Source organism: Bacillus proteolyticus, from assembly GCF_001884065.1.
GTDB classification, from domain to species: domain Bacteria; phylum Bacillota; class Bacilli; order Bacillales; family Bacillaceae_G; genus Bacillus_A; species Bacillus_A proteolyticus.
Genome location: NZ_MACH01000167.1, coordinates 13,117 through 37,495, shown reverse-complemented (window position 1 = coordinate 37,495; position 24,379 = coordinate 13,117). Strand labels below are relative to the sequence as shown.

Sequence of the window (24,379 nt, the reverse complement as noted above, 5' to 3'; positions counted from 1 at the left end):
CTAATGGTGTCTATAAAGAAAATCGATCGGTTTAAATGTATTTTGAACATTGTACTCCATCAATCAGCGTTAGTAAAGTAGAAATGTTTAGGAGAAGAAAAAAATTTTTTTCGTAAAAAAATCACCTCGGCTTATGCTAAGGTGATTTTCAAATTACTTATTTTTTTAATCCTTGCTCCAGTGTTTCTAGCATTTCGTGTTTTTCATTTTCACCAGCATTTTTCCAAATGACTTCGAATAAAACGCCAAGACCTGGAAGCATTTTTTCTTCACCGCTTTGAATTGCATCGACAATCGTTTCTTGTAATTGGTCTTGTGAATTTCCAGTCACATTCGCTAATACAGCGCCGCGTAAATTAAAACTCATGATTTTCACCTCTTCTTCAGAATTGAAACTGACGTTAGTTTTTGTTCTTTTTTATGTAAATATGTATGAAAAATAGGCTATAATGATAAGACAAGAAGAGAGGGAAATACATATTATGAAAAACATTGATTCAGTACAAAATCCGCGTGTGAAGCAGTGGAAGAAGCTGCAGACGAAAAAAGAGCGCGATAAAAAAGGTTTATTTTTTGTAGAAGGATTCCATTTAGTAGAGGAAGCTTTAAAGGCGGGAGTTGTAACGGAACTTATCGTTTCAGATCAGACAGATCTTCCGAAAGATTGGACAGTTAATGATGTTGAAATGTATATCGTGCCTGAAGCAATTGTAAAAGTACTTCGCGAAACAGAAACAACGCAAGGAGTATTTGCTGTTTGTGAGAAACATGAGAAAGAAGTAGCTCTTATTGATGGGAAATTTCTTTTATTAGACGGCCTTCAAGACCCAGGTAATTTAGGAACAATTATTCGTACAGCTGATGCAGCTGGTATTCATGCCGTTGTGCTTGGAGAAGGGTGCGTTGATGTTTATAATAGTAAAGTACTACGATCTACACAAGGTTCTATTTTCCACTTACCGGTTGTAAAAGGGAACTTAGAAGAATGGGTAGACAAGTTAAAAGAAAATAACGTTCCTGTATATGGAACAGCTCTTGAAAATGGAGTTCCGCACGTTGAAGTAACACCGGCCGGAAGTTTTGCATTAATTGTAGGAAATGAAGGAAGCGGCGTACGCCAAGAAATTCTTGCAAAAACTGATCAAAACTTGTATATTCCGATTTATGGCGGGGCAGAATCATTAAATGTTGCGGTTGCAGCAGGGATTTTAACATATTATTTACAAAGCCCAGTTGCGAACAAATAAAAAACTTCTTATAATAAGTTGAAGTATACGTTCGTAATGAACATACAATAAAAGTTAAATAACGAAAAACGTTGATAGAGAAGAGTAGCTTACAAAATCGCCATATAGGGAGAGAGTGCCGTAGACTGAAAGCATTCTTATGGTAGACGGAAGTGAATTCACCTCTGGAGTTGACGCCAGGACCATTTATATGTAAAGGCGTTCCGGTCAGAATTGATCGTTATAACTAATGAGTGGGCAGACTTGTTCTGTCAATTTAGGGTGGTACCGCGAATTTACCTCGTCCCTTTTTGGGAGCGAGGTTTTTTTATTTTTAAAATTAGGAGGGTTCCAAATGGAAGCACGTTTAAAAGAGCTAAAGCAAAAAGCGTTAGAGCTTATTGAAGAAGCGAAAGAGCTAAAAGGCTTAAACGATGTACGCGTAGCGTATTTAGGGAAGAAAGGCCCAATTACAGAAGTATTACGCGGCATGGGAAAATTATCAGCAGAAGAGCGTCCACGTATGGGAGCATTAGTAAATGAAGTACGTGAAGCGATTCAAACGCGTCTAGACGACAAAATTGGTAACTTAGAAAAAGCAGTAATTGAAGCGAAATTGGCTACTGAAACAATTGATGTTACCTTGCCAGGTCGTCCTGTTGAAACAGGTTGTCACCATCCGTTAACAGCTGTTGTTGAACAAATTGAAGATGTATTTATCGGTATGGGTTATGAAGTAGCTGAAGGAACAGAAGTAGAAAAAGACTACTACAACTTCGAAGCATTAAACTTACCGAAAGATCACCCAGCGCGTGATATGCAAGATACATTCTACATTACAGAAGAAACGTTACTACGTACACATACATCTTCTGTGCAAGCACGTACGATGGAAAATAATAAAGAAAAAGGCCCGATCAAAATTATTTGTCCTGGTAAAGTGTATCGCCGCGATGACGATGATGCGACGCATTCACACCAGTTCATGCAAATTGAAGGTCTTGTAATTGATAAAAACATTCGCATGAGTGACTTAAAAGGTACACTGCAAGTATTCGTGAAAAAGATGTTCGGTGAAGATCGTGAAATCCGTCTTCGTCCAAGTTTCTTCCCATTCACAGAGCCATCTGTAGAGATGGATATTTCTTGTATGATGTGTCACGGTAAAGGTTGCGGCACATGTAAAGGAACTGGCTGGATTGAAATTTTAGGCGCGGGTATGGTTCACCCGAACGTACTTGAAATGGCTGGTTATGATTCAAAAGAATATCAAGGTTTCGCATTCGGTATGGGCGCAGAGCGTATCGCAATGTTGAAATACGGCGTAGATGACATTCGTCATTTCTATACAAATGATGTACGTTTCCTACAACAATTCAAACGAGCGTAAGGGAAGGAGAGGATAAATATGTTCGTATCATATCGTTGGTTACAAGAGTATGTAGATATTAAAGATGTAACAGCACAAGAACTAGCAGACAAAATCACGAAAAGTGGTATTGAAGTAGAAGGTGTTGAAGTATTAAATAAAGGTGTAAAAGGTGTTGTAGTTGGTCACGTATTAGAATGTGAAAAACACCCAGAAGCTGATAAATTAAGCAAATGCTTAATCGATATCGGTGAAGAAGAGCCAGTACAAATTATTTGTGGAGCTGCTAATATTGCAAAAGGTTTAAAAGTACCGGTTGCAAAAGTTGGCGCTGTACTTCCTGGTAACTTCAAAATTAAAAAAGCAAAACTACGTGGTGAAGCTTCTCACGGTATGGTTTGTGCGCTTCAAGAGCTTGGTATTGATGGAAAGTTAGTTTCAAAAGAATATGCAGATGGTATCTTCATCTTCCCGAGTGACGCTGAAGTTGGTGCAGATGCACTTGAAATTTTAAACTTACACGATGAAGTACTTGAGCTTGGTTTAACACCAAACCGTGCAGATTGCTTAAACATGTTAGGTGTTGCATATGAAGTAGCTGCTATTTACGGCCGTGAAGTGAAACTTCCAGCTATCGACTTACAAGAAACAGCAGAAAAAACTTCTGATTACATTTCTGTAAGTGTAGAAGCGAAAGAAGAAAACCCATTATATATTGCAAAAATGGTTAAAAACGTAAAGATTGGTCCATCACCAATCTGGATGCAAACTCGTCTTATGGCAGCTGGCATTCGTCCAATTAGCAACGTAGTTGATATTACAAACTACATTTTAATGGAATACGGTCAACCGTTACATGCATTTGATTACGATAAATTAGGTTCAAAAGAAATCGTTGTTCGTCTTGCAAAAGAAGGCGAAAAAATTGAAACGTTAGATGATCAAGAACGTACATTACAAAGCCACCACCTTGTAATTACAAACGGCACAAAAGCTTTAGCTGTTGCTGGTGTAATGGGCGGAGCTGATTCTGAAGTTACAAATGACACAGTAAACGTTCTAATCGAGTCTGCATACTTTGCAGGACAAACTGTGCGCCGTACATCAAAAGACTTAGGTCTTCGTAGTGAATCAAGTGCACGTTTCGAAAAAGGGATTGACCCAACACGCACATTTGAAGCGATTCAACATGCAGCTGCTTTAATGGCAAAATACGCTGGCGGTGAAGCACTTGAAGGTGTAGTAGAAGCTGATAACTTACAAGTAGAAGAGCGTACAGTATCTGTTACAGCTGAGAAAGTCAACCGTGTATTAGGAACAGATATTTCTGCAAGTGAAATGGGTACAATGTTCACAAACTTAAAATTCCCATTCACAGAAGTAGAAGGAACATTCCTTGTAAATGTACCAGCACGTCGTCCTGACATTACAATTTCAGAAGACTTAGTAGAAGAAGTAGGTCGTCTGTACGGTTATGATCACATTCCAGTTACATTACCTTCTGGAACGATGACACGTGGTAAATTAACATCAGCACAGACGAAACGTCGTAAAGTACGCCGCTTCCTAGAAGGCGCTGGTTTATATGAAGCAATCACGTACTCATTAACAAGCGCTGACAAAGCGAAACAATATATGGTTGAGCCAAACGAAAAAGCTCCTGTAAATCTTGCACTTCCAATGAGCGAAGAGCGTAGCCAACTTCGTTTAAGCTTAGTGCCACAATTGTTAGAAGCAGTTTCATACAATGTTGCACGTAAAAACGATAGCGTTGCTTTATACGAAGTAGGTTCTGTCTTCTTACCAACAGAAGCAGGAGAACTTCCGAAAGAAGAACAACATCTTGCAGGTGTTATGACAGGTCTGGCTCTTCACCATGCATGGCAAGGTGAGAAGAAAGTTGTAGACTTCTTCGTTGTGAAAGGTGTGCTAGAAGGATTATTCGACGTACTAGGCGTTGCAAACCAAATCACATATGCACCAGCAAAACGTGAAGGTATGCACCCAGGTCGTACAGCTGACATCGTATTAGATGGCGAAGTAATCGGATTCATCGGTCAATTGCACCCAGAAACAGAAAAACAATTAGATGTGAAAAATACATTCGTATTCGAACTATCTCTTGTAAAAGTATTCGGTGCAGACGCAGAGGAAACTTACTACTCAGCAATTCCACGTTTCCCATCTATGACACGTGATATGGCTGTTGTCGTAACAACAGAAACAAAAGCTGGTGAAATGAAGCAAGTCATTGCTGAAGCTGGCGGAGAACTTCTGAAAGACGTAACACTATTCGACTTATATGAAGGTGAGAAAATGGAAGAAGGCAAGAAATCACTTGCATTCTCTATGAACTACTTCGATGCAGAACGTACATTAACAGATGAAGAAGTAACAGAAGCACATAACCGTGTATTAACAGCGGTAGAAGAGAAATTTGGTGCGGAGTTACGTAAGTAATAAAAGATTGCCGGATTAATTCCGGCAATTTTTTTTATGATGCGAATGTCGAAAGTTGTCGGTAAGTCGATATATTATAAAAATCGCTGATATATTTGAAGTTACGGTCGATATATTATAAAAATCGCCGATATATTTGAAGTTGCGATCGATACATTGCAAAAATCGCCGATATATTTGAAGTTGCGATCGATATATTGCAAAAATCGCTGATATATTTTCTGGCATCTTGCATCTTTCTCTCGAATGTAGTACATTAATTTTAGTTTAACAAAATGAAAGACGATGATAAGGAAAAGTAGTATATACTATAATCCATAGCGAGTCAGGGACGGTGAGAGCCTGATGAGGCGGTATATATGAAGAACACCTTGGAGTTGCTAACCGAAATTGGATCTTGTATTCAAGAGTAGACTTAGACGGGAATCCGGCCTGTTACAAACCGGGAAGTATGTATTACATACGAGTTAAAGTTGGTCTTTATGACAAATTGGGTGGTACCGCGAAGTTTAACCTTTCGTCCCTTTATGGATGAAAGGTTTTTTTGTATTTAAATATATCAGCAAAGGAGAATTTCACTATGGAAAACACATTAGTAAAAAGTCTGTATAGAGATACAGAAAAGTATGCAGATCAAACAGTACAAGTATCAGGGTGGATTCGTAACTTACGTGATTCAAAAGCATTTGGTTTCATCGAATTAAACGATGGTAGCTTCTTCAAAAGCGTTCAAATCGTTTTCGATACAGAATTAGAGAACTTCAAAGAGATTGCAAAACTTCCACTTAGCTCTTCAGTTAAAGTAGAAGGTAAAGTAATTGCAACGCCTGGAGCGAAGCAACCATTTGAAATTAAAGCAGAAAAAATTGATATCGAGGGCTTATCAGATTCTGATTACCCACTTCAAAAGAAGCGTCATACGTTTGAATACTTACGTACAATCGCTCACTTACGTCCAAGAACAAATGCATTCTCTGCAACGTTCCGTGTACGTTCTATCGCAGCATTTGCGATTCACCAATTCTTCCAAGAGCGTGGATTCGTACATGTTCACACACCAATCATCACTGGTAGTGATACAGAAGGTGCTGGCGAAATGTTCCGCGTAACAACGCAAGATTTAAACAACGTACCAAAAGGTGAAGACGGACAAGTTGATGAATCAAAAGACTTCTTCGGTAAAGAAACAAACTTAACAGTAAGTGGACAGCTGAACGCTGAAGCTTATGCATTAGCATTCCGTGATGTATACACATTCGGACCTACATTCCGTGCGGAGAACTCAAACACAACTCGCCATGCAGCTGAGTTCTGGATGGTTGAGCCTGAGATTGCATTTGCTGAATTAGGCGATGTAATGGATCTTACAGAAGATATGCTGAAATATGCAATGAAATATGTATTAGAACATGCACCAGAAGAAATGGACTTCTTCAACAGCTTCGTTGATAAAACAGTTCTAGAGCGCATGAACAACGTAATTAACTCTGACTTCGGTCGTATCACTTATACAGAAGCAATTAAAGTACTTCAAGAATCAGGTGCTGACTTTAAATACCCAGTAGAATGGGGTATTGACTTACAAACAGAGCACGAAAGATACTTATCAGAAGAAATCTTCAAACGCCCTGTATTCGTAACAGACTATCCGAAAGACATTAAAGCATTCTACATGCGTATGAACGAAGATGGTAAAACAGTAGCTGCTACTGACCTTCTAGTTCCTGGCATCGGCGAATTAATCGGCGGTAGCCAACGTGAAGAAAGAATGGACGTTTTAGTAGACAGAATTAAAGAATTAGGTATGAACGAAGAGGACTACTGGTGGTACTTAGAACTTAGAAAATACGGCGGTACAAAACACGCTGGATTCGGTCTAGGTTTCGAGCGCTTCCTAATGTACATCACTGGTATGGCTAACATCCGTGACGTAATTCCATTCCCAAGAACTCCAGGTTCTTCTGAATTCTAAAATATACAAAAGCGAGAGGATTTCCTCTCGCTTTTTATTTTGAATAGTTTATTACCTCGTAGCAAAAAGTAACGCGAAGGGGTGAATATAAATGAGTAAAAAAGTGAAAAAAGATCATTCAAGATCGAGCCTAGGTTCTCCAGAAGTAGAAGGACAAGGAACGACGACACATGAAACAGGTTCTCATAAAGTATCTTCATCAAATAAGAAGCAGAAACGAAGCTAACATAAAAAGGGAGAGTCTTGGCGGCTCTCCTTTTTTATGTATTACATCTTATTATCATGAATCTCTTTTGTAATTTTATCCCGCATTAGCGGGCAGTAAGACCCCCACCTCAAAATTCAGCGAAAGCGAAGAAGTTAGGTGGGGGATCAACTGCTCGTAAAAGCCCGATTGGTGTGGGCTAATAATCAGTGGGGGATGAACAAAACCCCCACTGATTAAAGTTTCACTTTATCTACATCTTTGTCTAATCGATCTAAATAGAAAAACCACATTAAGCTCATGAGCACGTAATAGATGGCCATCACACAAAGACTATCAGATATATTTTCGAATGTGGATTTAGTAGTGAAAAAAGCTCCCCAAATGATAGAAATAGTGAGGAAAGAAAGCGGGCCCACGAGGTGTACTAGAACATATAATAACTTTTACAGCGTTCATATGAATTCCCTCCTTATGCAAACAATCCTTTTCTTCTAATCATAAATTCGAGTTCCTCACAGAAGTGTTGTAGTTTTGCTGGATTATGTATTAACAAGCGGGCATCGTGTTTCCCGATAAATCTTCGAATCCGAAAGTTTAATAAGAAAGATCGGCCATAGCGCTCTATTAAATCGTTGAAGGCTGGTTGTTCACTTAGTAGCTGAATGTTTTCTCTAATTTCGAACTGTCTTTCGTGTGGATCGCCTAGTAAAATATTTAGAATCATTTGTAGAAGTAGCAATGGGACCCTCTCCTTAGTTTGAATAATCTGTATATTTATATTGTAACAAAAATATAAGGGTGATAGTAGGGTGAAACAAAAAACAGGAGTTTGTAGGCTCCTGTTTTTGTCGATACTATTTTAATAAGCGAAACGCCTTCTCCGTATTAGCAAAATGCAGTTTCACAAACTCAGGTAATCTTTCTTTACCAAGCCTTTGGATTAATTTAGCGGCTGCAATATCAACTTGTTTACCAGCACCTTTTGGAAGCGGCATACCAGCTTTTTTACTTAGTTCGTCAAATTGTTTTACGAATGAGTAACGAGCTAAAATAGAAGCAGCGGCTACTGCTAAATGGACGCTTTCGCCTTTCGTCGCGAAGTAAACATTTTCACGCTGAACCTGCTTTTGTTTTGCTAAATATTTGTAGTATGTATCAGGTTGTGTGAATTGATCGATTAAGACGCCTTCAGGTTTTGTAGGGGCAATTTTAGCTAATAAGTTTGTAATAGCTTTATTGTGTAGTAAAGCTTTTAGCTTACCTTGGTTGTTTCCTTTATCAAATAGCTCGTTATATTTTTCATTATGAAGGACAAGAGAGCTGTAAGGAACAACGTGTAGAAGTTGTTTCGCAATAGCGGTAATTTGATCATCATTTAAGTTTTTAGAGTCTTTTACACCAAGCTCTTTTAAAAGTGGAATTTGCTTTGCGTCAACATATACAGCAACTACTGTCATCGGTCCGAAGAAATCACCAGTACCAACTTCATCTGACCCTACGATAGACATTGTACCGATGGAAGCAGGTGGTGCATAACGGTGTGAATCGACCGATTTTTTTACAGCTGTTTTCGGTGTTTGAGAGACAGTTTGCCAACGAGAAGCTTCTGCTTCAGCACGTCCACCTTGGAACATTACTTTTCCAGATTTATACGCTGTAATCGTGCAAGATGGCACCTTTGCCATAAAGATACCGCCTTGTGGAATTTTCGGGCTTAGTGCTTGTTTATATTGTTGTTTCATGTCTTCAATTACTGTAGAACTGGTTTGTATTACGATAGAATTTGACAATATGTTCGCTCCTTTTTTTATATTGTTATTTTTATCATATCGGATTGTTCTTTCTGTTTCCATATTATGATGGTTCATGGTATTATAAACTTTAGGATTCTGTACGTGATTGGAGGCCGGTGAGTTGTCACAACAAAAGGGAAAAAAAAGTCGAATTAATGTAGAAATATATGGCCAACAGTATTCAGTTGTTGGCGATGAAAGTACAAGTCATATCCGCATGGTAGCAGCGATTGTGGATGATAAAATGCGCGAACTCAATGCCAAGAATCCTTCGCTTGATACGAGTAGACTAGCGGTATTGACGGCGGTAAACGTCATACACGATTACATAAAATTAAAAGAAGAACATGAGAAATTGAAAGAAAGTATGACACAAAAAGGAATGGAATAACATGATTGATATTATTATCATTTTACTGCTTGTTATGGGATTTTTCCTTGGCTTACGCAGAGGGTTTATTCTGCAACTTGTAAAGTTAACAAGCTTTATTATCGCATACCTTGTTGCATACTGGTACTGTAAAGATTTAGCGCCAGCACTAGCGAAATTTATTCCGTATCCATTTGATAAAAATGTATCTGTTCCAGAATGGATTGATGCAAATAATATTGAAACAGTATTTTATCAAGCAATTGCGTTTATCTTATTATTTATTATTACAAAAATCGCACTTTCATTACTTGGTAATTTGTTAAATATGTTTGCAGAAATACCGGTTTTAAAGCAAGTGAATGCGTTTGCGGGGGCAATCCTCGGATTTTTAGAAGTGTATATTATTTTATTTGTCTTAATTATCGTTGGAAACATTCTTCCGATTGAGCAAATACAAACACCATTACAAAAATCATCAATTAGCAAAATAATTGTAGACGATACACCGATTCTTTCTGAAAAGGTGAAGGAACTATGGCAGACAGGTAGCAAAGTATAACTTCTCTTTTTTCGGAAAGAGAAGTTTTTTTCTATGAAAGAAAGGCGGGACAATGATGAAAGTAAATAAAAAACAAGTTATTAAATTACTAGAGACAATCGGGCTTTTTATGGAATTAAAGGGGACGAATCCATTTAAAATATCTGCATTCCGTAAAGCAGCAGCAGCACTAGAAAGTGATGATCGTAGTCTTTCTGAAATTGAAGATTTCACAAAGATTCCCGGCATCGGAAAAGGAACGGCAGCAGTTATTCAAGAATATATAGAATCGGGAACATCTGAAGTATTACAGGAACTTGAAAAAGAAGTACCAAGCAGTTTATTACCGTTATTAAAACTTCCGGGCCTTGGTGGTAAGAAGGTAGCTAAGTTATACAAAGAACTTGGTGTTGTTGATATGGAATCGCTAAAAGCTGTTTGCGAGGAAAATAAAGTACAAGCTTTAGCAGGTTTCGGTAAGAAAACAGAAGAGAAAATATTAGAAGCAATTGATCAAGTGGGATCTCGTCCAGAGCGTTTACCAATTGCAATGGTATTGCCTATTGCCGGGGAAATAGAGGAGAAATTGTCGAATATTGCTGAAGTGATTCGTTTCTCTCGCGCTGGTAGCTTACGCCGTGTTCGTGAGACAGTGAAAGATTTAGATTTCATTATTGCAACGACGGAGCCAGCAGTAGTACGTGAACATTTATTACAGTTTGATAATATGATTGAAGTGATTGCAAGTGGAGATACGAAAGTCTCTGTTCGTCTTCAATATGAATACGATATTTCAATTGATTTCCGCTTAGTAAAACCAGAAGAGTTTATTACAACTCTTCACCATTTCACAGGATCAAAAGACCATAACGTAAAAATGCGCCAAATCGCCAAAGATAAAGGCGAGAAAATTAGTGAGTACGGTGTAGAGAATCTGGAAACAGGTGAAGTAAAAACATTTGAAACAGAAGAGGAGTTCTTTGCTCATTTCGGCCTTCCGTTTATTCCGCCAGAAGTACGTGAAGATGGAAAGGAAATTGAATTAATTAAAGAGTATCCGCACTTAATTCAGTTCTCTGACATACAAGGTGATTTACATATGCATACAACATGGAGTGACGGTGCCTTTTCAATTGAAGAAATGGTACAAGCATGCCGTGCTCGTGGATATAAGTTTATGGCGATTACGGACCACTCGCAATACTTGAAAGTAGCGAATGGTTTAACGAAAGAGCGTCTTCGCGAGCAAGCGAAAGAAATTGAGCGTATGAATGAAAAGTATCCAGACATTACAATTTTACGCGGAATTGAAATGGACATTTTACCAGATGCCTCGCTTGATTTTGATGATGAAGTATTAGCAGAATTAGATTATGTCATTGGAGCGATTCACTCTAGCTTCTCACAAGACCGTGAAACGATTATGAAACGTCTTCGCACTGCGCTTGAGAATAAGCATGTCACAATGATTGCCCATCCGACAGGTCGTCTTCCTGGGCGCCGCGAGGGTTACGATGTAGATACAGATTTATTAATCCAGCTCGCAAAAGAAACAAATACAGTTTTAGAATTAAATGCAAACCCAAACCGTCTAGATTTAAGCGCGAAATTATTAAAACAAGCACAAGATGCTGGTGTAAAAGTAGCGATTAATACGGATGCTCATACACTTGAAATGTTAGAAGATATGGAAACAGGTGTAGCAGCAGCACGTAAAGGTTGGATTCAAAAAGATAACGTAATTAACACATGGGATATTGAACGTTTATTAGACTATATTAAACGTAATAAGTAACACAAGGGGGACCTGCAACATGTTAGAAAGAACGTTGCGTGTATTAGAATACAATAAAGTAAAAGAACAATTACTTGAACATACAGCCTCTTCACTTGGCCGTGACAAGGTGAAGAATTTAGTACCAAGCACAGATTTTGAAGAAATTGTAGAACTGCAAGATACGACGGATGAAGCTGCGAAAGTCATTCGTTTAAAAGGTAGTGCACCATTAGGTGGTATTACGGATATTCGCTCAAATGTGAAGCGTGCAAAGATTGGAAGTATGTTAAGCCCAAATGAACTACTTGATATTGCCAATACGATGTATGGTAGTCGCAATATGAAACGTTTCATTGAAGATATGGTTGATAATGGTGTCGAGTTGCCAATTTTAGAAACTCATGTCGCTCAAATTGTATCTTTATATGATTTAGAAAAGAAAATTACAAATTGCATTGGTGACGGTGGAGAAGTAGTCGATAGTGCGAGTGATAAACTACGTGGTATTCGTACTCAAATTCGTACTGCGGAAAGCCGTATTCGTGAAAAGTTAGAAAATATGACGCGTTCTTCAAACGCGCAAAAGATGCTATCTGACGCGATTGTAACGATTCGTAACGAACGTTACGTAATCCCAGTAAAACAAGAATACCGCAGCGTATATGGCGGTATTGTTCACGATCAATCAGCTTCTGGGCAAACGTTATTTATTGAACCACAAGTCATTGTAGAGTTAAATAATGCGCTTCAAGAAGCACGAGTGAAAGAAAAACAAGAAATTGAACGCATCTTATTGATGTTAACAGAAGAAGTGGCAGTAGAAGCGGATATCGTTTTATCTAACGTAGAAGTAGTTGCTAATCTTGACTTTATATTTGCGAAAGCTTTTTATGCGAAGCGAATTAAAGCAACGAAGCCAATCGTAAATAACGAGCGTTACATGGATTTAAGACAAGCACGTCATCCGCTTATTGATCCGGAAATTATCGTGCCAAATAATATTATGCTCGGTAAAGACTTCACAACAATTGTTATTACAGGGCCGAATACAGGTGGTAAAACAGTTACGCTGAAAACCGTTGGTATTTGTGTATTAATGGCGCAATCTGGTCTTCACATTCCAGTGATGGACGAGTCAGAGATTTGTGTATTTAAAAATATCTTTGCTGATATCGGTGATGAGCAATCGATTGAACAAAGTTTAAGTACATTCTCCTCACATATGGTGAACATTGTAGATATTTTAGAAAAAGCTGATTTTGAAAGCTTAGTTTTATTCGATGAATTAGGTGCTGGAACAGATCCACAAGAAGGGGCTGCACTAGCAATTTCAATTTTGGATGAAGTATGTAACCGCGGTGCTCGCGTTGTTGCAACAACGCATTATCCAGAGTTAAAAGCATATGGATATAACCGTGAGCAAGTTATTAATGCGAGTGTTGAGTTTGATGTGAACACATTAAGCCCAACGTACAAATTATTAATCGGTGTACCAGGACGTAGTAATGCCTTTGAAATTTCGAAACGTCTTGGATTATCTGATCGAGTTATCGATCAAGCACGTAACCATATTAGTACAGATACAAATAAAATTGAAAATATGATTGCGAAGTTAGAAGAAAGTCAAAAGAACGCAGAGCGTGACTGGAACGAAGCAGAAGCACTTCGCAAGCAATCTGAAAAACTTCATCGCGAATTACAGCGTCAAATTATTGAATTTAACGATGAGCGCGATGAAAAATTATTAAAAGCGCAAAAAGAAGGGGAAGAAAAAGTCGAAGCTGCAAAGAAAGAAGCAGAAGGCATTATTCAAGAACTTCGTCAATTGCGTAAAGCACAGCTTGTAAACGTGAAAGACCATGAGCTTATTGAAGCGAAGAGCCGTCTAGAAGGAGCAGCGCCAGAGCTTGTGAAGAAACAAAAAGTAAACGTGAAAAACACTGCGCCGAAACAACAATTACGAGCAGGCGATGAAGTAAAAGTGTTAACGTTCGGTCAAAAAGGTCAACTACTTGAAAAAGTAAGTGATACAGAGTGGAGCGTACAAATTGGTATTCTGAAGATGAAAGTGAAAGAATCCAATATGGAATACATTAATACACCGAAACAAACAGAGAAAAAAGCAGTCGCAAGTGTGAAGGGTAGAGATTATCACGTTTCGTTAGAGCTCGATCTTCGCGGTGAACGTTATGAAGATGCAATGATGCGCGTTGAAAAATATTTAGATGATGCACAGCTTGCAAGCTATCCACGCGTATCAATTATTCACGGTAAAGGAACTGGAGCGCTTCGCCAAGGTGTACAAGATTACTTGAAGAAACATCGCGGCGTGAAAAACTACCGCTACGGTGACATGGGCGAGGGAGGCCTAGGCGTAACAGTTGTCGAATTAAAATAGCAAACAACCAAACAAAAGGGGAAACCATTATATGTTTATGGACAAACTTGCAAAAGTATTGTTAGCTTGTTGCGGAATATTTTTGGTGATTGGGGTTATTTATTTAGTTGTTTTTGCGAAGTGAAAGAGCGTCAATCGTGGCAGAGTGATATTGCCATAGATTGACGCTTTTAATATATACGAAAAGGAATAAGCTATGAAAATCAACCAATACATAAGCGAAGCAAAATCCTGCTCAAGACGAGAAACAGACCGCCTTATTAAAGCGGGACGCGTGGCTATTAACGGTGAAATATGTACGCACGGTGCACTCGTGAGCGATGGTGATGTAGTAACGATTGATGGACAGGTTATTGCAAAAGAAGAGAAAGAAAAGGTGTATATTGCCTTCCATAAACCAGTCGGAATTACTTGTACAGCCGCCGATCATATTGAAGATAATATTATTGATTATATCAATTATCCAGAGCGAATCTTTCCTGTTGGGCGATTAGATAAGGCATCGGAAGGACTTATTTTATTAACGAATGATGGCTCTATTGCTAACCAGATTTTGCATGGTGATCATGAGCATGAGAAGGAATATGTTGTTACGGTCGATAAGCCTTTTACTGATTGGTTTATTGATGAGATGTCCAGCGGTGTAAAGATTAAAGATGGTATGACGAAGCCATGTAAAGTGATGAGAGTCGATCAATCTACATTTCGCATCGTCTTAACGCAAGGAATGAATAGACAAATTCGTAGAATGAGCCGTGCTTTCGGGTATACAGTAACAAAGCTAAAGCGAGTTCGCATTATGAATATAGAGCTAAATGAGCTTGGAGTAGGAAAATGGCGAGACATTACAGCTGGGGAATTAGAAATATTAATAGGGCAGTTATAGGGAGAAAAGTTTTCTCCCTATATTTTTTTGTCAGAAAAAATAAAACTATTGATTTTTTTGAAAATAGCCCATATAATAAAAAACAACAAGTTTCGACAAGATATTTAATAAAAGTAATGATGAGGACATGAGTTGTTTTTTACGATTTTCAGAGAGGGAAGCCTTAGGCTGTGAGCTTCCTAATACGGAAAGATATACTTACCACCTCTAAACTTCAAGAGTGAACTGCATGATGCATTGTAATTCTTGGCGGATAAAACCGTTATCAATTTACACGAGCTATAAAATGAGCTTATTTCGTTATAAATTCATTTTATTAGAATAAGGGTGGAACCACGATTTCAGCACTCGTCCCTTTGTTAGGGACGGGTGCTTTTTGCGTTCTTTTATAGGGAAGTATGTTTGAAAGAGGATATGTGACGGATTTAAATTCAGAATATTTTGTTAATTAAATGATTAATTAGGAGGTTAGTAGAAATGAAATCATCTTTAAAGTTTTCTGAGATGTTTGCAATAAGTTTAATGTTATTTGCACTATTTTTTGGCGCAGGCAATATGATTTTTCCACCAGCGTTAGGGCAAGGTGCTGGAACTGATGTATGGATCGCTTTGTTTGGTTTTATCGTAACAGGTGTTGGATTACCTTTATTAGGGGTAATTGTTATAGCTCTAAAGGGAGATATTAATGAGCTAGCGGGACGTGTACACCCTGTATTCGCACTAGTTTTTATCACTGCAATATATTTATGTTTAGGCGTATTTGTAAGTGTTCCGCGTACAGGAACAGTTGCCTATGAGATGAGTGTTGCACCGTTTTTACCAAGTGAGATAGCTGGTCAATCATATCCACTTGTTATCTTTACATTTATTTTCTTTGCAGTAACTTTCTATTTAGCTTTAAACCCATCGAAATTAGTGGGGCGCATTGGTAAAGTGTTAACTCCAATTTTATTAGCTGTTATTGCAATTATTGTAGCGAAAGCACTTATTCCACCAATTGGAGAGTTTGGTGCACCGACAGAAGCATATAGTGCTCCACTCTTTAAAGGTTTTATTGATGGATATTTAACTTTAGATGGACTTGCAGCACTTGTTTTCGGAAATGTTGTGATTAATGCTTTAAAAGCAAAAGGCATTACAAATAAGAACAGTATTGCGAAAGTAACAATCTTTGCAGGATTTATTGCAGCACTTGGTTTACTACTTGTGTATTTAGCGCTTGCGTATCTTGGAGCTTCTAGTGTTTCACTTGGAATGGGAGCAAACGGAGGAATTATTTTAACAAACGTTGTGAATCATTTATTTGGAAGTTACGGAACTTTATTATTAGGTATCGCGATTACAGCAGCATGTTTAACAACTTCTGTAGGTATTGTTGCAGCTTGTGGGGAATATTTCTCTTCGTTATTACCGAAGCTTTCTTATCAAAAAGTCATTTTTATTTTCTGTGTATTAGCATTTATGGTAGCAAATCTTGGTTTAACTCAGTTAAACGCATTAGCATTACCAATTTTAATTGCAATTTATCCAATTGGTATCGTACTTATCGTATTATCACTTGTTGAAAATTACGTTCGTCTTCCATTAGCAATGTATGTAGGCGGTATTGTAGGAGCGTTCGCAATCAGTTTCTTTGATGGATTGCACAATGCGAACCTTCAAATTGCAGCATTAGCACCTATTTTAGATAAGATACCATTATACAGTGTAGGAATTGGCTGGTTAATTCCCGCTATAGTTGGTGTAGCGATTGGCTATGTAATTTCTATGTTCAAGAAACAAGAAGTTGCTGTAGAAAAATAGAGAAAAGAGGCTTTCTATAATAGAAAGTCTCTTTTTTTGTAGAAAAAGTCATACATAGAGAAATTCAGATATTAAAAATTTCATACGTAATATAGTTGACAAAAAAATTAGCATTAGGCTAAGATTGACTTAGTTGTGGAAATATTGGAAGGGAAGTGACGGGAGCAAGGGAAGAGGTTTTCTATGACTATATCATTTTTGGAAGAAGGGGTGATAGAACAATAGAATAGGTAGTTTATTTTTTTTGTAGTCTGTTGAGAATGATAATCATTAAAGTAATTGAATTATTTTAGAGTGCTTTTTATAGGAAATATTGAGGGATATTATATTTTTTGACCTCTAGTGAGAATGATAATCAACGACACTTATATTACATAAAGTAATGACAATTAAATAAAGGTAGAAGAGATTATTTTTTTCTTATAAATTGAGAATAATTATCATTTTCAAATTATAAAACGAAAGATAAACAAGGAGGAAGTAAGCAAAATGAGAAAGTTTTCAGTAATACCTGCATTTATTATAACGTTAGTATGTATGCTAGCTTTTCTCGTAATGCCATCTGGACAAGCTTCAGCAAAATTAGCTGACGGTACTTACGATATTAACTACGTTATCAAAAAGGCGGAAGATGATTCAGCTTCAATGGCAAATGATTATTTTGAAAAACCAGCTAAGTTAATTGTAAAAAATGGTGAGATGAGAGTACAAGTTCCAATGAATCATAGTGCTTGGATTACAGAATTTAAAGCACCAGAGAATGGTAATTTCGTTGATTCAAAAGTAATTAGCAAGGACGAAGCAGCAGATAAAAGAACAGTTGAATTTAAAGTTGATGATCTATCTAAACCGTTAGGAGTAAAAATTCATGTTGTTGTACCAAGTGCAAACTACGACCATCATTACACAATTCGTTTTGCATTTGATGCAAACGTAAAAGCTGTAGGTGGCGATAACAATGCAGCTGGTGTAACAAAAACTGATGATCAAACTAAAAAAGATGGACAAGTAAAAGAAGAGCAAAAGAAAGAAGAGAGTAAAGAAACAAACAAAGATGTAAATAAAGGAACAAATGAGAGTAGCAAGGCCGAAAAAACAGATAACCCAAAAACAGGTGATGATGCACGCATTGGATTATTTGCAGCGTTAGTTCTTATCTCAGGTGTTTTCTTAGTCCGTAAAGTGAAGTTAAGTAAATAAAATTAAAAAAAGGAGAGTCATTCTATTGAACAGGTATTTGAAAATTGTTGTTGCAATGTTTCTAACGATATTCACATTCGTATCAACGCTACAACCACTTGCAGTTCAAGCAGCTACCCAATTAGCTGACGGTGAATATTCAATCGGTTTCAAAGTTTTGAAAGATACATCAGATGAAGAATCAATGATGAATCAATATTCTGTAAGCCCGGGGACTTTGAAAGTGAAGGATGGGAAAAAGAAAGTATCCTTTACGTTAACACATAGTTCATGGATTACGAAGTTTGAAACAGAAAAAGGTAGCCAATTCGTTGATGTAAATGTAGTGAGTGAAGATAAAGAAAACGATACAAGAGTAGTAGAATTTGATGTAGAAGATTTAGAAAAAATATTAAATGCAAAAGTAAAAGTTGATATTGATGCTTTTAATTATCATCATTACTATGATATTCGTATTTCATTCGATCAAAATAGCATTACACCAATTCATGTAGAAAAACCAGATGAAAAAGAGGACCCAGCTAATAAGCCAGATCCAAATGAAAATCCGGATCCAAGTCAGAAGCCCGACCAAAAGCCTGACTCAGATCAACAACCAAATTCTAACACAATTAAAGATGGTGCGTACAGCATTCCATTTAAAGTGTTAAAAGATAAAACAGATGAAGAATCTAAAATGAATACTTACATGGAAAATCCAGGGGTATTGAAAGTAGAAAATGGTAAGGAAAAAGCGATTGTAACGCTAAAAAGTAGCTCATTAATTAAAAATTTCCAAACGGAAAAAGATGGTGCATTTGTTGATGCAAAAGTAGTGAGTGAAGATAAAGAAAAAGATACAAGAGTAGTAGAGTTTGAAGTAGCTGATTTATCAAAAAAACTAAATACAAAAGTATTTATTGAGATGGCATCAAGAAATTACAAGCAAACTCATGACGTACAACTTGTATTTGATCAAGATAAACTTGAACCAATTAAAAGTGAAGACAAACAACCAGACGGAGACAAACAACCAGACGGAGACAAACAACCAGATGGAGATAAACAACCAGACGGAGACAAACAACCAGATGGAGACAAGCAACCGGATGCTGAAACAATTAAAGATGGTGAATACAGCATCAATTTTAAAACATTAAAAGATCAAACAGACGAAATTTCAATGATGAACACATATACAAAAAATCCAGGTGTATTAAAAGTAAAAGATGGTAAGAAGTATGTATCATTTACGTTAACGAATAGTGCTTGGATTACAAAGTTTGAATTTGAGAAAAATGGTTCGTTTGTTGATGCAAATGTAATAAGTGAAGATAAAAAAGCTGATACACGCGTAGTGGAAGTAGAAGTACCGGATTTATCGAAAAAGTTAAATGCAAAAGTAAAAGTAGATATCGATTCAATGAATTATCACCATTTTTACGATATTCAATTTGCATTTGATAAAGATAGCATTAAGCCGTTAGATAACCAAGGCGGAAATGACAACCAGGGTGGAAACGACAACCAAGGCGGAAACAACAACCAAGGTGGAAACGACAACCAAGGCGGAAACCACAACCAAGGTGGAAGTGACAACCAAGGCGGAAACAATAACCAAGGTGGAAACAACAACCAAGACAATAACACAACAATTGATCCAAATGCTCTTAAAGACGGTGAATACAGCATCGGTTTTAAAGTGTTAAAAGATAAAACCGAAGAAATTTCAATGATGAACACATATACGAAGAGTCCGGGCGTATTAAAAGTGAAAGATGGTAAGAAGTATGTATCCTTCACATTAACGAATAGCTCATGGATTACAAAGTTTGAGTTTGAAAAGAATGGCGCGTTCGTCGATGCAAAGGTATTAGGTACAAGTAAAGAGCAAGATACAAGAGTAGTAGAAGTGGAAGTAGATGATTTATCGAAAAAGCTAAATGCAAAAGTGAAAGTAGATATCGATGCAATGAACTATCATCATGTCTACGATATTCAATTTGCATTTGATAAAGGTAGTATTAAAGCTTTAGGTAATCAAGATGGAAACAACATTCCAGGCGGAAACGATAACCAAGATGGAAACAACATTCCAGGCGGAAACGATAACCAAGGCGGAAATGACAACCAAGGTGGAAACAATAACCAAGATGGAACGAATAATCTAAATGAAAACCCAACAGTTGATCCGAAAAATTTAAAAGACGGTCAGTACGATATTGCTTTTAAAGTGTTAAAAGATCAAACTGATGAGATTTCAATGATGAATCAATATGTTCTAAATCCAGCGAGATTAACAGTGAAAGATGGCAAAAAATATGTTGCGGTGACACTGAAAGATAGTGCATGGATTACGAAGTTCCAAACAGAAAACGCTGGTGCATTTGTTGATGCAAAAGTAGTAAGTGAAGATAAGGCTGCCAATACAAGGGTAGTAGAGTTTGAAGTAGCTGATTTATTTGCAAAATTAAATGCAAAAGTAAAAGTAGATATCGATTCAATGAACTACCATCACTTCTATGACGTACAAATTCAATTTGATACGACGAAGATCGGTACTATAGGAACGGTAAAAGAAGAGCCAAAGAATGAACCGAAAACCCCAGTGACTACACCGAAAGTAGATAATGTAAAAACAGTAAGTACTCCTGATTTCAACCGAAATGCGGATGATAAGAAGAAAAAAGAAGATCAAAAAAATGATTCAAAAAAAGAGAAAAACTCAAAAACTGCAGATACAGCACAACTTGGTTTATACATGGTGCTACTGCTAGGGTCACTTGCTTTATTAGTTCGTAAATATAGAGCTGGTAGATTGTAATTTTTGGAGTCTTGATGCGTGTTCGCGTGCATCAAGACTTGTTTCATATTGTATTGAAAGGAGTGGTGATTGAGAGTGAAGAAAATCGCAAGTGTACTAATGGCTATCATTCTGTTAATGAGTATAGCTGGGTGCTCATCACCAAAAAAAGAAACAGCGAAGCAGGTAAAGAGTGATAGTAAAGAGCGAATTGTTGCAACGACAGTTGCTGTTACTGAAATTATGGATGCGTTAGAAGTAGAGTTAGTTGGTGTCCCAACAAGTTCTAAAACTTTACCGAAGCGATATAAAGGTTTACCTGAAGTTGGGAATCCGATGAGTCCTGATATGGAAAAGGTAAAATCATTAAAGCCGTCAGAGGTGTTATCTGTGACAACACTTAAATATGAATTAAAGCCAGTTTTTGATGGTGTGGGTATGAAAGCAAACTTTTTAGATTTAACAAGCTTGAAAAATATGCAAAATTCCATTAGCGATTTAGGTAAGAAATATGGACGCGAAAAGCAGGCTGAAGAAGTTGTAACTAAGTTAGACAAAAAGGTTGCTAGCATTCAAAAAGAAGTAAAAGGAAAGAAAGAACCGACAGTGCTTATTTTATTAGGTGTGCCGGGGAGTTATTTAGTAGCAACAGAGCATTCTTATATTGGAGATTTAGTGAAACAACTAGGTGGTAAAAATATTGTGCAAGGTGAACAAGTAGAGTATTTAGCCTCTAATACAGAGTATTTAAAGAAAGCTGATCCAGATATTATTTTACGAGCAGCTCATGGTATGCCTGATGAAGTTGTAAAAATGTTTGATAAAGAATTTAAAACAAATGACATTTGGAAGCACTTCGCTGCAGTTAAAAATAACCGTGTTTACGATTTAGAAGAGCGTTTATTTGGAACGACAGGTAATTTAGCAGCAATTGAAGCGTTAGATGAATTGAAAAAAATGATGTATCAGTGATGCATTTTAATATAAAGGAAGAGTGGAATGAATAAAAAAACTTGGAGTTTCCTCATTGTTACTGCATTGCTTATTGTTATGACATCATTGTCAGCGATGAAAGGGAGTTTAGAAGTAGGTATTGTTGAGCTTGTACAAGGGGTATTTACAGGGGGAAATGAAGATGTTGAAGTGATTAAAGATTTACGTTTCCCACGTATTGTTATTGCACTATTTACTGGAGCAGCTCTGGCTGTTTCAGGTGTGCTTTTTCAAGCTGTTATGAAAAATCCACTTGCTGATGCTGGGGTAATCGGTATATCTTCTGGAGCAAGTTTTATGACACTCGTTATTATTACGTTGTTCCCGCAATTCTTTTTCTGGACACCAGTATTCGCCTTTTTAGGTGGTGCGTTTGCATGTTATCTCGTTTATGCATTTTCATGGAAGTCAGGATTAAGTCCACTACGCATTATTTTAATTGGTATTGCTATTAATGCGATGTTTACTGGATTAAATGAATCATTCGTTACGATTTGTGGATATTTTATTAAGAGTATTAAGCAAACGACGACTTCTAACATAACAATGAAGACGTGGGGCGATGTAGAAATAATGGTTACATATGGGACGATTGGCCTTATTCTCGCTCTGTTTGTAGGAGCATGGTGTAACTTATTATCACTACAAGATAAGACTGCGAAAAACTTAGGCTTGCACGTGACGAGAGTTCGTCTTATTATTTCTGCCATTGCAGTACTTTTAGCGGCAGTATCAACTGCGATTGCGGGCGTTATCGCTTTCGTTGGATTACTTATCCCGCATATTTCAAGGCAATTGGTTGGATCAGATCATAAAGTACTTATTCCGTTTTCAGCCCTTGCAGGTGCGTTATTAATTTTAACGGCAGACACAATCGGGAGGTTAATTGTGCCACCTAATGAAATTCCAGCAGCAACAATTATGGCGGTTATTGGTGGTCCATTCTTAATATTCTTGCTTAGAAAGAGTGATAAAGTTCATGGAAATTAAAAATGTAACCTTTTCGTATGACAATGTAACAGATCGTTTAAAGTCTGTTAGTAGTGAGATAGAGGTTGGAAAAATTACAACAATTATTGGCCCAAATGGTTGTGGGAAATCAACGTTACTAGGTGTTATGTCGCGAAATCATAATCCCCATAGCGGGGAAGTAATGCTAGATGGGAAAGCCATTAGCCAGTATAAGCCGAAAGAATTTGCTAGAAAGCTAGCGGTCGTTCATCAGCAAAATGAGGCGCCATCAGATATTACAGTTGAGAAATTAACGAGTTTTGGGCGTATGCCATATAAAAATATTTTTTCTACACAAACTGATGAGGATAGCGAAGCGATCGAAAGAGCATTGGCGTGTACGAGATTACAAGATAAGCGTGATAAGCCAATACATGCATTATCTGGTGGAGAAAGGCAACGTGTTTGGATTGCGATGACATTAGCGCAAAATACACCCATGCTGTTCTTAGACGAACCAACGACGTATTTAGATATCTATTATCAACTTGAAATATTAGAGTTAGTGAAAGAGTTAAATGAAGTACATGGTTTAACGATTGTTATGGTATTACATGACATTAATCAAGCAATCCGTTATAGCGATCATATTATCGTTATGAAAGATGGAGAAATTGTGATGAAGGGTAAGCCAGGTGAAGTCGTAACGGAAGGTATGATTAAAACGATATATGGTGTAGACGTTGTTGTAAAGCACGATAAGGATACAGGGTTGTATATGGTACCAATGGGTATTTAAATATATGAACAATCCATTTTGAGGTGATAATTTGAGTAGTAAAAAAGAAAAGAAAAAGAGTTCTTTTTTTCAACGAATACTTACAGTTGTCTTTTTAGGTATCTTTTTCTACTCTATGTATGAATTAGGCGGTATTTTTATGGACTACTATGAAAATCGTAAAGTACTGGCTGAAGCGCAAGAAATTTATGAGCGGAGTCCGATAGAGGAAAAGGCAAAAGACGGAGAAATACGAACACAGTTTCAAGCTTTACAAAAAATTAATCCAGAAATAGTTGGTTGGATTACGATGGATGATACGCAAATTAATTATCCGATTGTTCAAGCGAAAGATAATGATTACTATTTATACCGTAATTATAAAGGTGAAGATATGAGGGCAGGCAGTATTTTTATGGATCATCGTAACGATGTGAAATCTCAAAATCGAAATACAATTTTATACGGACATCGTATGAAAGACGGTTCTATGTTTGGGAGTCTTAAAAAAATGTTAGAAGAAGATTTCTTTATGTCTCATCGCAAATTGTATTACGATACTTTGTTTGAAGGATATGATGTAGAAGTATTTTCAGTATATACAACGACAACTGATTTCTATTATATTGAAACGGATTTTGGAAGCGATGAGGACTATGGATCTTTTCTAGAAAAAATTAAGGAAAGGTCACTCTATAAAACAGATACAAAAGTGACAGCGGATGATCAAATTTTAACACTTTCTACGTGTGATTATGCACTGGATCCAGAGGCTGGCAGACTAGTCGTTCATGCGAAGTTGGTGAAAAGAAGTTGAAAAAAAGAAAAGGTATAGAAGTTGAGAAGATACATTACTTCTCATACTTCTATAC

Annotated in this window: 21 protein-coding genes and 3 other annotated features; of the genes, 17 read left to right on the top strand and 4 right to left on the bottom strand. The window is 37.1% G+C overall.

The genetic code is table 11. The annotated features are described in order from the left end of the window. Positions 1-157: 157 nt before the first annotated feature. Positions 158-367, bottom strand: coding sequence for a small acid-soluble spore protein SspI (gene sspI, locus BAQ49_RS30025; protein WP_071748262.1), 210 nt, complete (start codon positions 365-367; stop codon positions 158-160). Positions 368-449: 82 nt separating this feature from the next. Here sspI and BAQ49_RS30020 point away from each other — a divergent pair, with 82 nt between their 5' ends. The 5 genes from BAQ49_RS30020 (at position 450) to BAQ49_RS30000 (ending at position 7,253) form a co-directional block, all read left to right on the top strand. Beyond that, positions 450-1,247: a TrmH family RNA methyltransferase gene (locus BAQ49_RS30020; protein ID WP_071748261.1), complete on the top strand. Its 798-nt coding sequence runs from the start codon at positions 450-452 to the stop codon at positions 1,245-1,247. A 62-nt stretch (positions 1,248-1,309) separates the two neighbouring features. After that, positions 1,310-1,538 (top strand) — a binding site (T-box leader). 43 nt (positions 1,539-1,581) lie between these two features. Further along, the gene (gene pheS, locus BAQ49_RS30015) at positions 1,582-2,616 is read left to right on the top strand and encodes a phenylalanine--tRNA ligase subunit alpha (protein ID WP_000388217.1); all 1,035 of its coding nucleotides are present in this window, start codon (positions 1,582-1,584) and stop codon (positions 2,614-2,616) included. A gap of 18 nt (positions 2,617-2,634) precedes the next feature. Beyond that, positions 2,635-5,055 (top strand): phenylalanine--tRNA ligase subunit beta, encoded by a 2,421-nt coding sequence (gene pheT / locus BAQ49_RS30010; RefSeq protein WP_071748260.1) that lies wholly within the window; start codon positions 2,635-2,637, stop codon positions 5,053-5,055. Positions 5,056-5,331: 276 nt separating this feature from the next. Further along, positions 5,332-5,583, top strand: a binding site (T-box leader). A gap of 52 nt (positions 5,584-5,635) precedes the next feature. Beyond that, entirely contained in the window at positions 5,636-7,027 is a 1,392-nt protein-coding gene (asnS, locus tag BAQ49_RS30005; protein WP_000432181.1) for an asparagine--tRNA ligase, read from the top strand. A gap of 91 nt (positions 7,028-7,118) precedes the next feature. Next, complete coding sequence (locus tag BAQ49_RS30000) at positions 7,119-7,253, top strand: YuzL family protein (protein WP_000039594.1); 135 nt, start codon at positions 7,119-7,121, stop codon at positions 7,251-7,253. Positions 7,254-7,468: 215 nt separating this feature from the next. Here BAQ49_RS30000 and BAQ49_RS29990 read toward each other — a convergent pair whose 3' ends face one another. The 3 genes from BAQ49_RS29990 to rnhC all read right to left on the bottom strand — a co-directional run bounded on the left by BAQ49_RS29990 (position 7,469) and on the right by rnhC (position 9,025). Continuing rightward, a complete protein-coding gene (locus tag BAQ49_RS29990) occupies positions 7,469-7,651 on the bottom strand; it encodes a hypothetical protein (RefSeq protein ID WP_083595983.1) in 183 nt (60 codons plus the stop codon). Positions 7,652-7,704: 53 nt separating this feature from the next. Then, positions 7,705-7,974 (bottom strand): hypothetical protein, encoded by a 270-nt coding sequence (locus BAQ49_RS29985; RefSeq protein ID WP_071748259.1) that lies wholly within the window; start codon positions 7,972-7,974, stop codon positions 7,705-7,707. Positions 7,975-8,089: 115 nt separating this feature from the next. Further along, positions 8,090-9,025, bottom strand: coding sequence for a ribonuclease HIII (gene rnhC, locus BAQ49_RS29980; protein ID WP_071748258.1), 936 nt, complete (start codon positions 9,023-9,025; stop codon positions 8,090-8,092). Positions 9,026-9,149: 124 nt separating this feature from the next. On the opposite strand from rnhC, the gene zapA reads away from it, so the two are divergent. The 12 genes from zapA (at position 9,150) to srtB (ending at position 24,324) form a co-directional block, all read left to right on the top strand. After that, the gene (zapA, locus tag BAQ49_RS29975; RefSeq protein ID WP_071748257.1) at positions 9,150-9,419 is read left to right on the top strand and encodes a cell division protein ZapA; all 270 of its coding nucleotides are present in this window, start codon (positions 9,150-9,152) and stop codon (positions 9,417-9,419) included. A gap of 1 nt (position 9,420) precedes the next feature. Beyond that, the gene (locus BAQ49_RS29970; protein WP_071748256.1) at positions 9,421-9,960 is read left to right on the top strand and encodes a CvpA family protein; all 540 of its coding nucleotides are present in this window, start codon (positions 9,421-9,423) and stop codon (positions 9,958-9,960) included. A gap of 55 nt (positions 9,961-10,015) precedes the next feature. Beyond that, on the top strand, positions 10,016-11,734 hold the full coding sequence (gene polX / locus BAQ49_RS29965) for a DNA polymerase/3'-5' exonuclease PolX (RefSeq protein ID WP_071748255.1): 1,719 nt from the start codon (positions 10,016-10,018) through the stop codon (positions 11,732-11,734). A gap of 19 nt (positions 11,735-11,753) precedes the next feature. Then, on the top strand, positions 11,754-14,114 hold the full coding sequence (locus BAQ49_RS29960; protein WP_071748254.1) for an endonuclease MutS2: 2,361 nt from the start codon (positions 11,754-11,756) through the stop codon (positions 14,112-14,114). 196 nt (positions 14,115-14,310) lie between these two features. Further along, positions 14,311-15,000, top strand: a complete 690-nt coding sequence (locus tag BAQ49_RS29955; protein ID WP_071748253.1) for a 23S rRNA pseudouridine(2604) synthase RluF — start codon at positions 14,311-14,313, stop codon at positions 14,998-15,000. Positions 15,001-15,107: 107 nt separating this feature from the next. After that, positions 15,108-15,359 (top strand) — a binding site (T-box leader). 118 nt (positions 15,360-15,477) lie between these two features. Next, positions 15,478-16,803: a branched-chain amino acid transport system II carrier protein BrnQ6 gene (brnQ6, locus tag BAQ49_RS29950; protein WP_071748252.1), complete on the top strand. Its 1,326-nt coding sequence runs from the start codon at positions 15,478-15,480 to the stop codon at positions 16,801-16,803. A gap of 489 nt (positions 16,804-17,292) precedes the next feature. After that, a complete protein-coding gene (gene isdC / locus BAQ49_RS29945) occupies positions 17,293-18,003 on the top strand; it encodes a heme uptake protein IsdC (protein WP_071748251.1) in 711 nt (236 codons plus the stop codon). A gap of 55 nt (positions 18,004-18,058) precedes the next feature. After that, positions 18,059-20,806 carry an NEAT domain-containing hemophore IsdX2 gene (locus BAQ49_RS29940; RefSeq protein ID WP_071748386.1) on the top strand — a complete coding sequence of 916 codons (2,748 nt, stop codon included), beginning with the start codon at positions 18,059-18,061 and terminating at the stop codon, positions 20,804-20,806. A 69-nt stretch (positions 20,807-20,875) separates the two neighbouring features. Then, positions 20,876-21,757 carry a heme ABC transporter substrate-binding protein IsdE gene (gene isdE / locus BAQ49_RS29935; protein WP_071748250.1) on the top strand — a complete coding sequence of 294 codons (882 nt, stop codon included), beginning with the start codon at positions 20,876-20,878 and terminating at the stop codon, positions 21,755-21,757. A gap of 27 nt (positions 21,758-21,784) precedes the next feature. Then, a complete protein-coding gene (locus tag BAQ49_RS29930; protein WP_071748249.1) occupies positions 21,785-22,768 on the top strand; it encodes a FecCD family ABC transporter permease in 984 nt (327 codons plus the stop codon). Then, positions 22,758-23,528, top strand: a complete 771-nt coding sequence (locus BAQ49_RS29925) for an ABC transporter ATP-binding protein (RefSeq protein ID WP_071748248.1) — start codon at positions 22,758-22,760, stop codon at positions 23,526-23,528. Before BAQ49_RS29930 ends, BAQ49_RS29925 begins: the two co-directional genes overlap by 11 nt. Before the next feature lie 31 nt (positions 23,529-23,559). Then, positions 23,560-24,324 (top strand): class B sortase, encoded by a 765-nt coding sequence (gene srtB, locus BAQ49_RS29920; RefSeq protein ID WP_071748247.1) that lies wholly within the window; start codon positions 23,560-23,562, stop codon positions 24,322-24,324. The last annotated feature ends 55 nt before the right edge of the window (positions 24,325-24,379 follow it).

Coding starts and splice junctions, on each gene's coding strand:
- sspI (WP_071748262.1), bottom strand. CDS start 367: ATGAGTTTTAATTTACGCGGCGCTGTATTAGCGAATGTGACTGGAAAT.
- BAQ49_RS30020 (WP_071748261.1), top strand. CDS start 450: ATGATAAGACAAGAAGAGAGGGAAATACATATTATGAAAAACATTGAT.
- pheS (WP_000388217.1), top strand. CDS start 1,582: ATGGAAGCACGTTTAAAAGAGCTAAAGCAAAAAGCGTTAGAGCTTATT.
- pheT (WP_071748260.1), top strand. CDS start 2,635: ATGTTCGTATCATATCGTTGGTTACAAGAGTATGTAGATATTAAAGAT.
- asnS (WP_000432181.1), top strand. CDS start 5,636: ATGGAAAACACATTAGTAAAAAGTCTGTATAGAGATACAGAAAAGTAT.
- BAQ49_RS30000 (WP_000039594.1), top strand. CDS start 7,119: ATGAGTAAAAAAGTGAAAAAAGATCATTCAAGATCGAGCCTAGGTTCT.
- BAQ49_RS29970 (WP_071748256.1), top strand. CDS start 9,421: ATGATTGATATTATTATCATTTTACTGCTTGTTATGGGATTTTTCCTT.
- polX (WP_071748255.1), top strand. CDS start 10,016: ATGAAAGTAAATAAAAAACAAGTTATTAAATTACTAGAGACAATCGGG.
- BAQ49_RS29960 (WP_071748254.1), top strand. CDS start 11,754: ATGTTAGAAAGAACGTTGCGTGTATTAGAATACAATAAAGTAAAAGAA.
- BAQ49_RS29955 (WP_071748253.1), top strand. CDS start 14,311: ATGAAAATCAACCAATACATAAGCGAAGCAAAATCCTGCTCAAGACGA.
- brnQ6 (WP_071748252.1), top strand. CDS start 15,478: ATGAAATCATCTTTAAAGTTTTCTGAGATGTTTGCAATAAGTTTAATG.
- isdC (WP_071748251.1), top strand. CDS start 17,293: ATGAGAAAGTTTTCAGTAATACCTGCATTTATTATAACGTTAGTATGT.
- BAQ49_RS29940 (WP_071748386.1), top strand. CDS start 18,059: ATGTTTCTAACGATATTCACATTCGTATCAACGCTACAACCACTTGCA.
- BAQ49_RS29930 (WP_071748249.1), top strand. CDS start 21,785: ATGAATAAAAAAACTTGGAGTTTCCTCATTGTTACTGCATTGCTTATT.
- BAQ49_RS29925 (WP_071748248.1), top strand. CDS start 22,758: ATGGAAATTAAAAATGTAACCTTTTCGTATGACAATGTAACAGATCGT.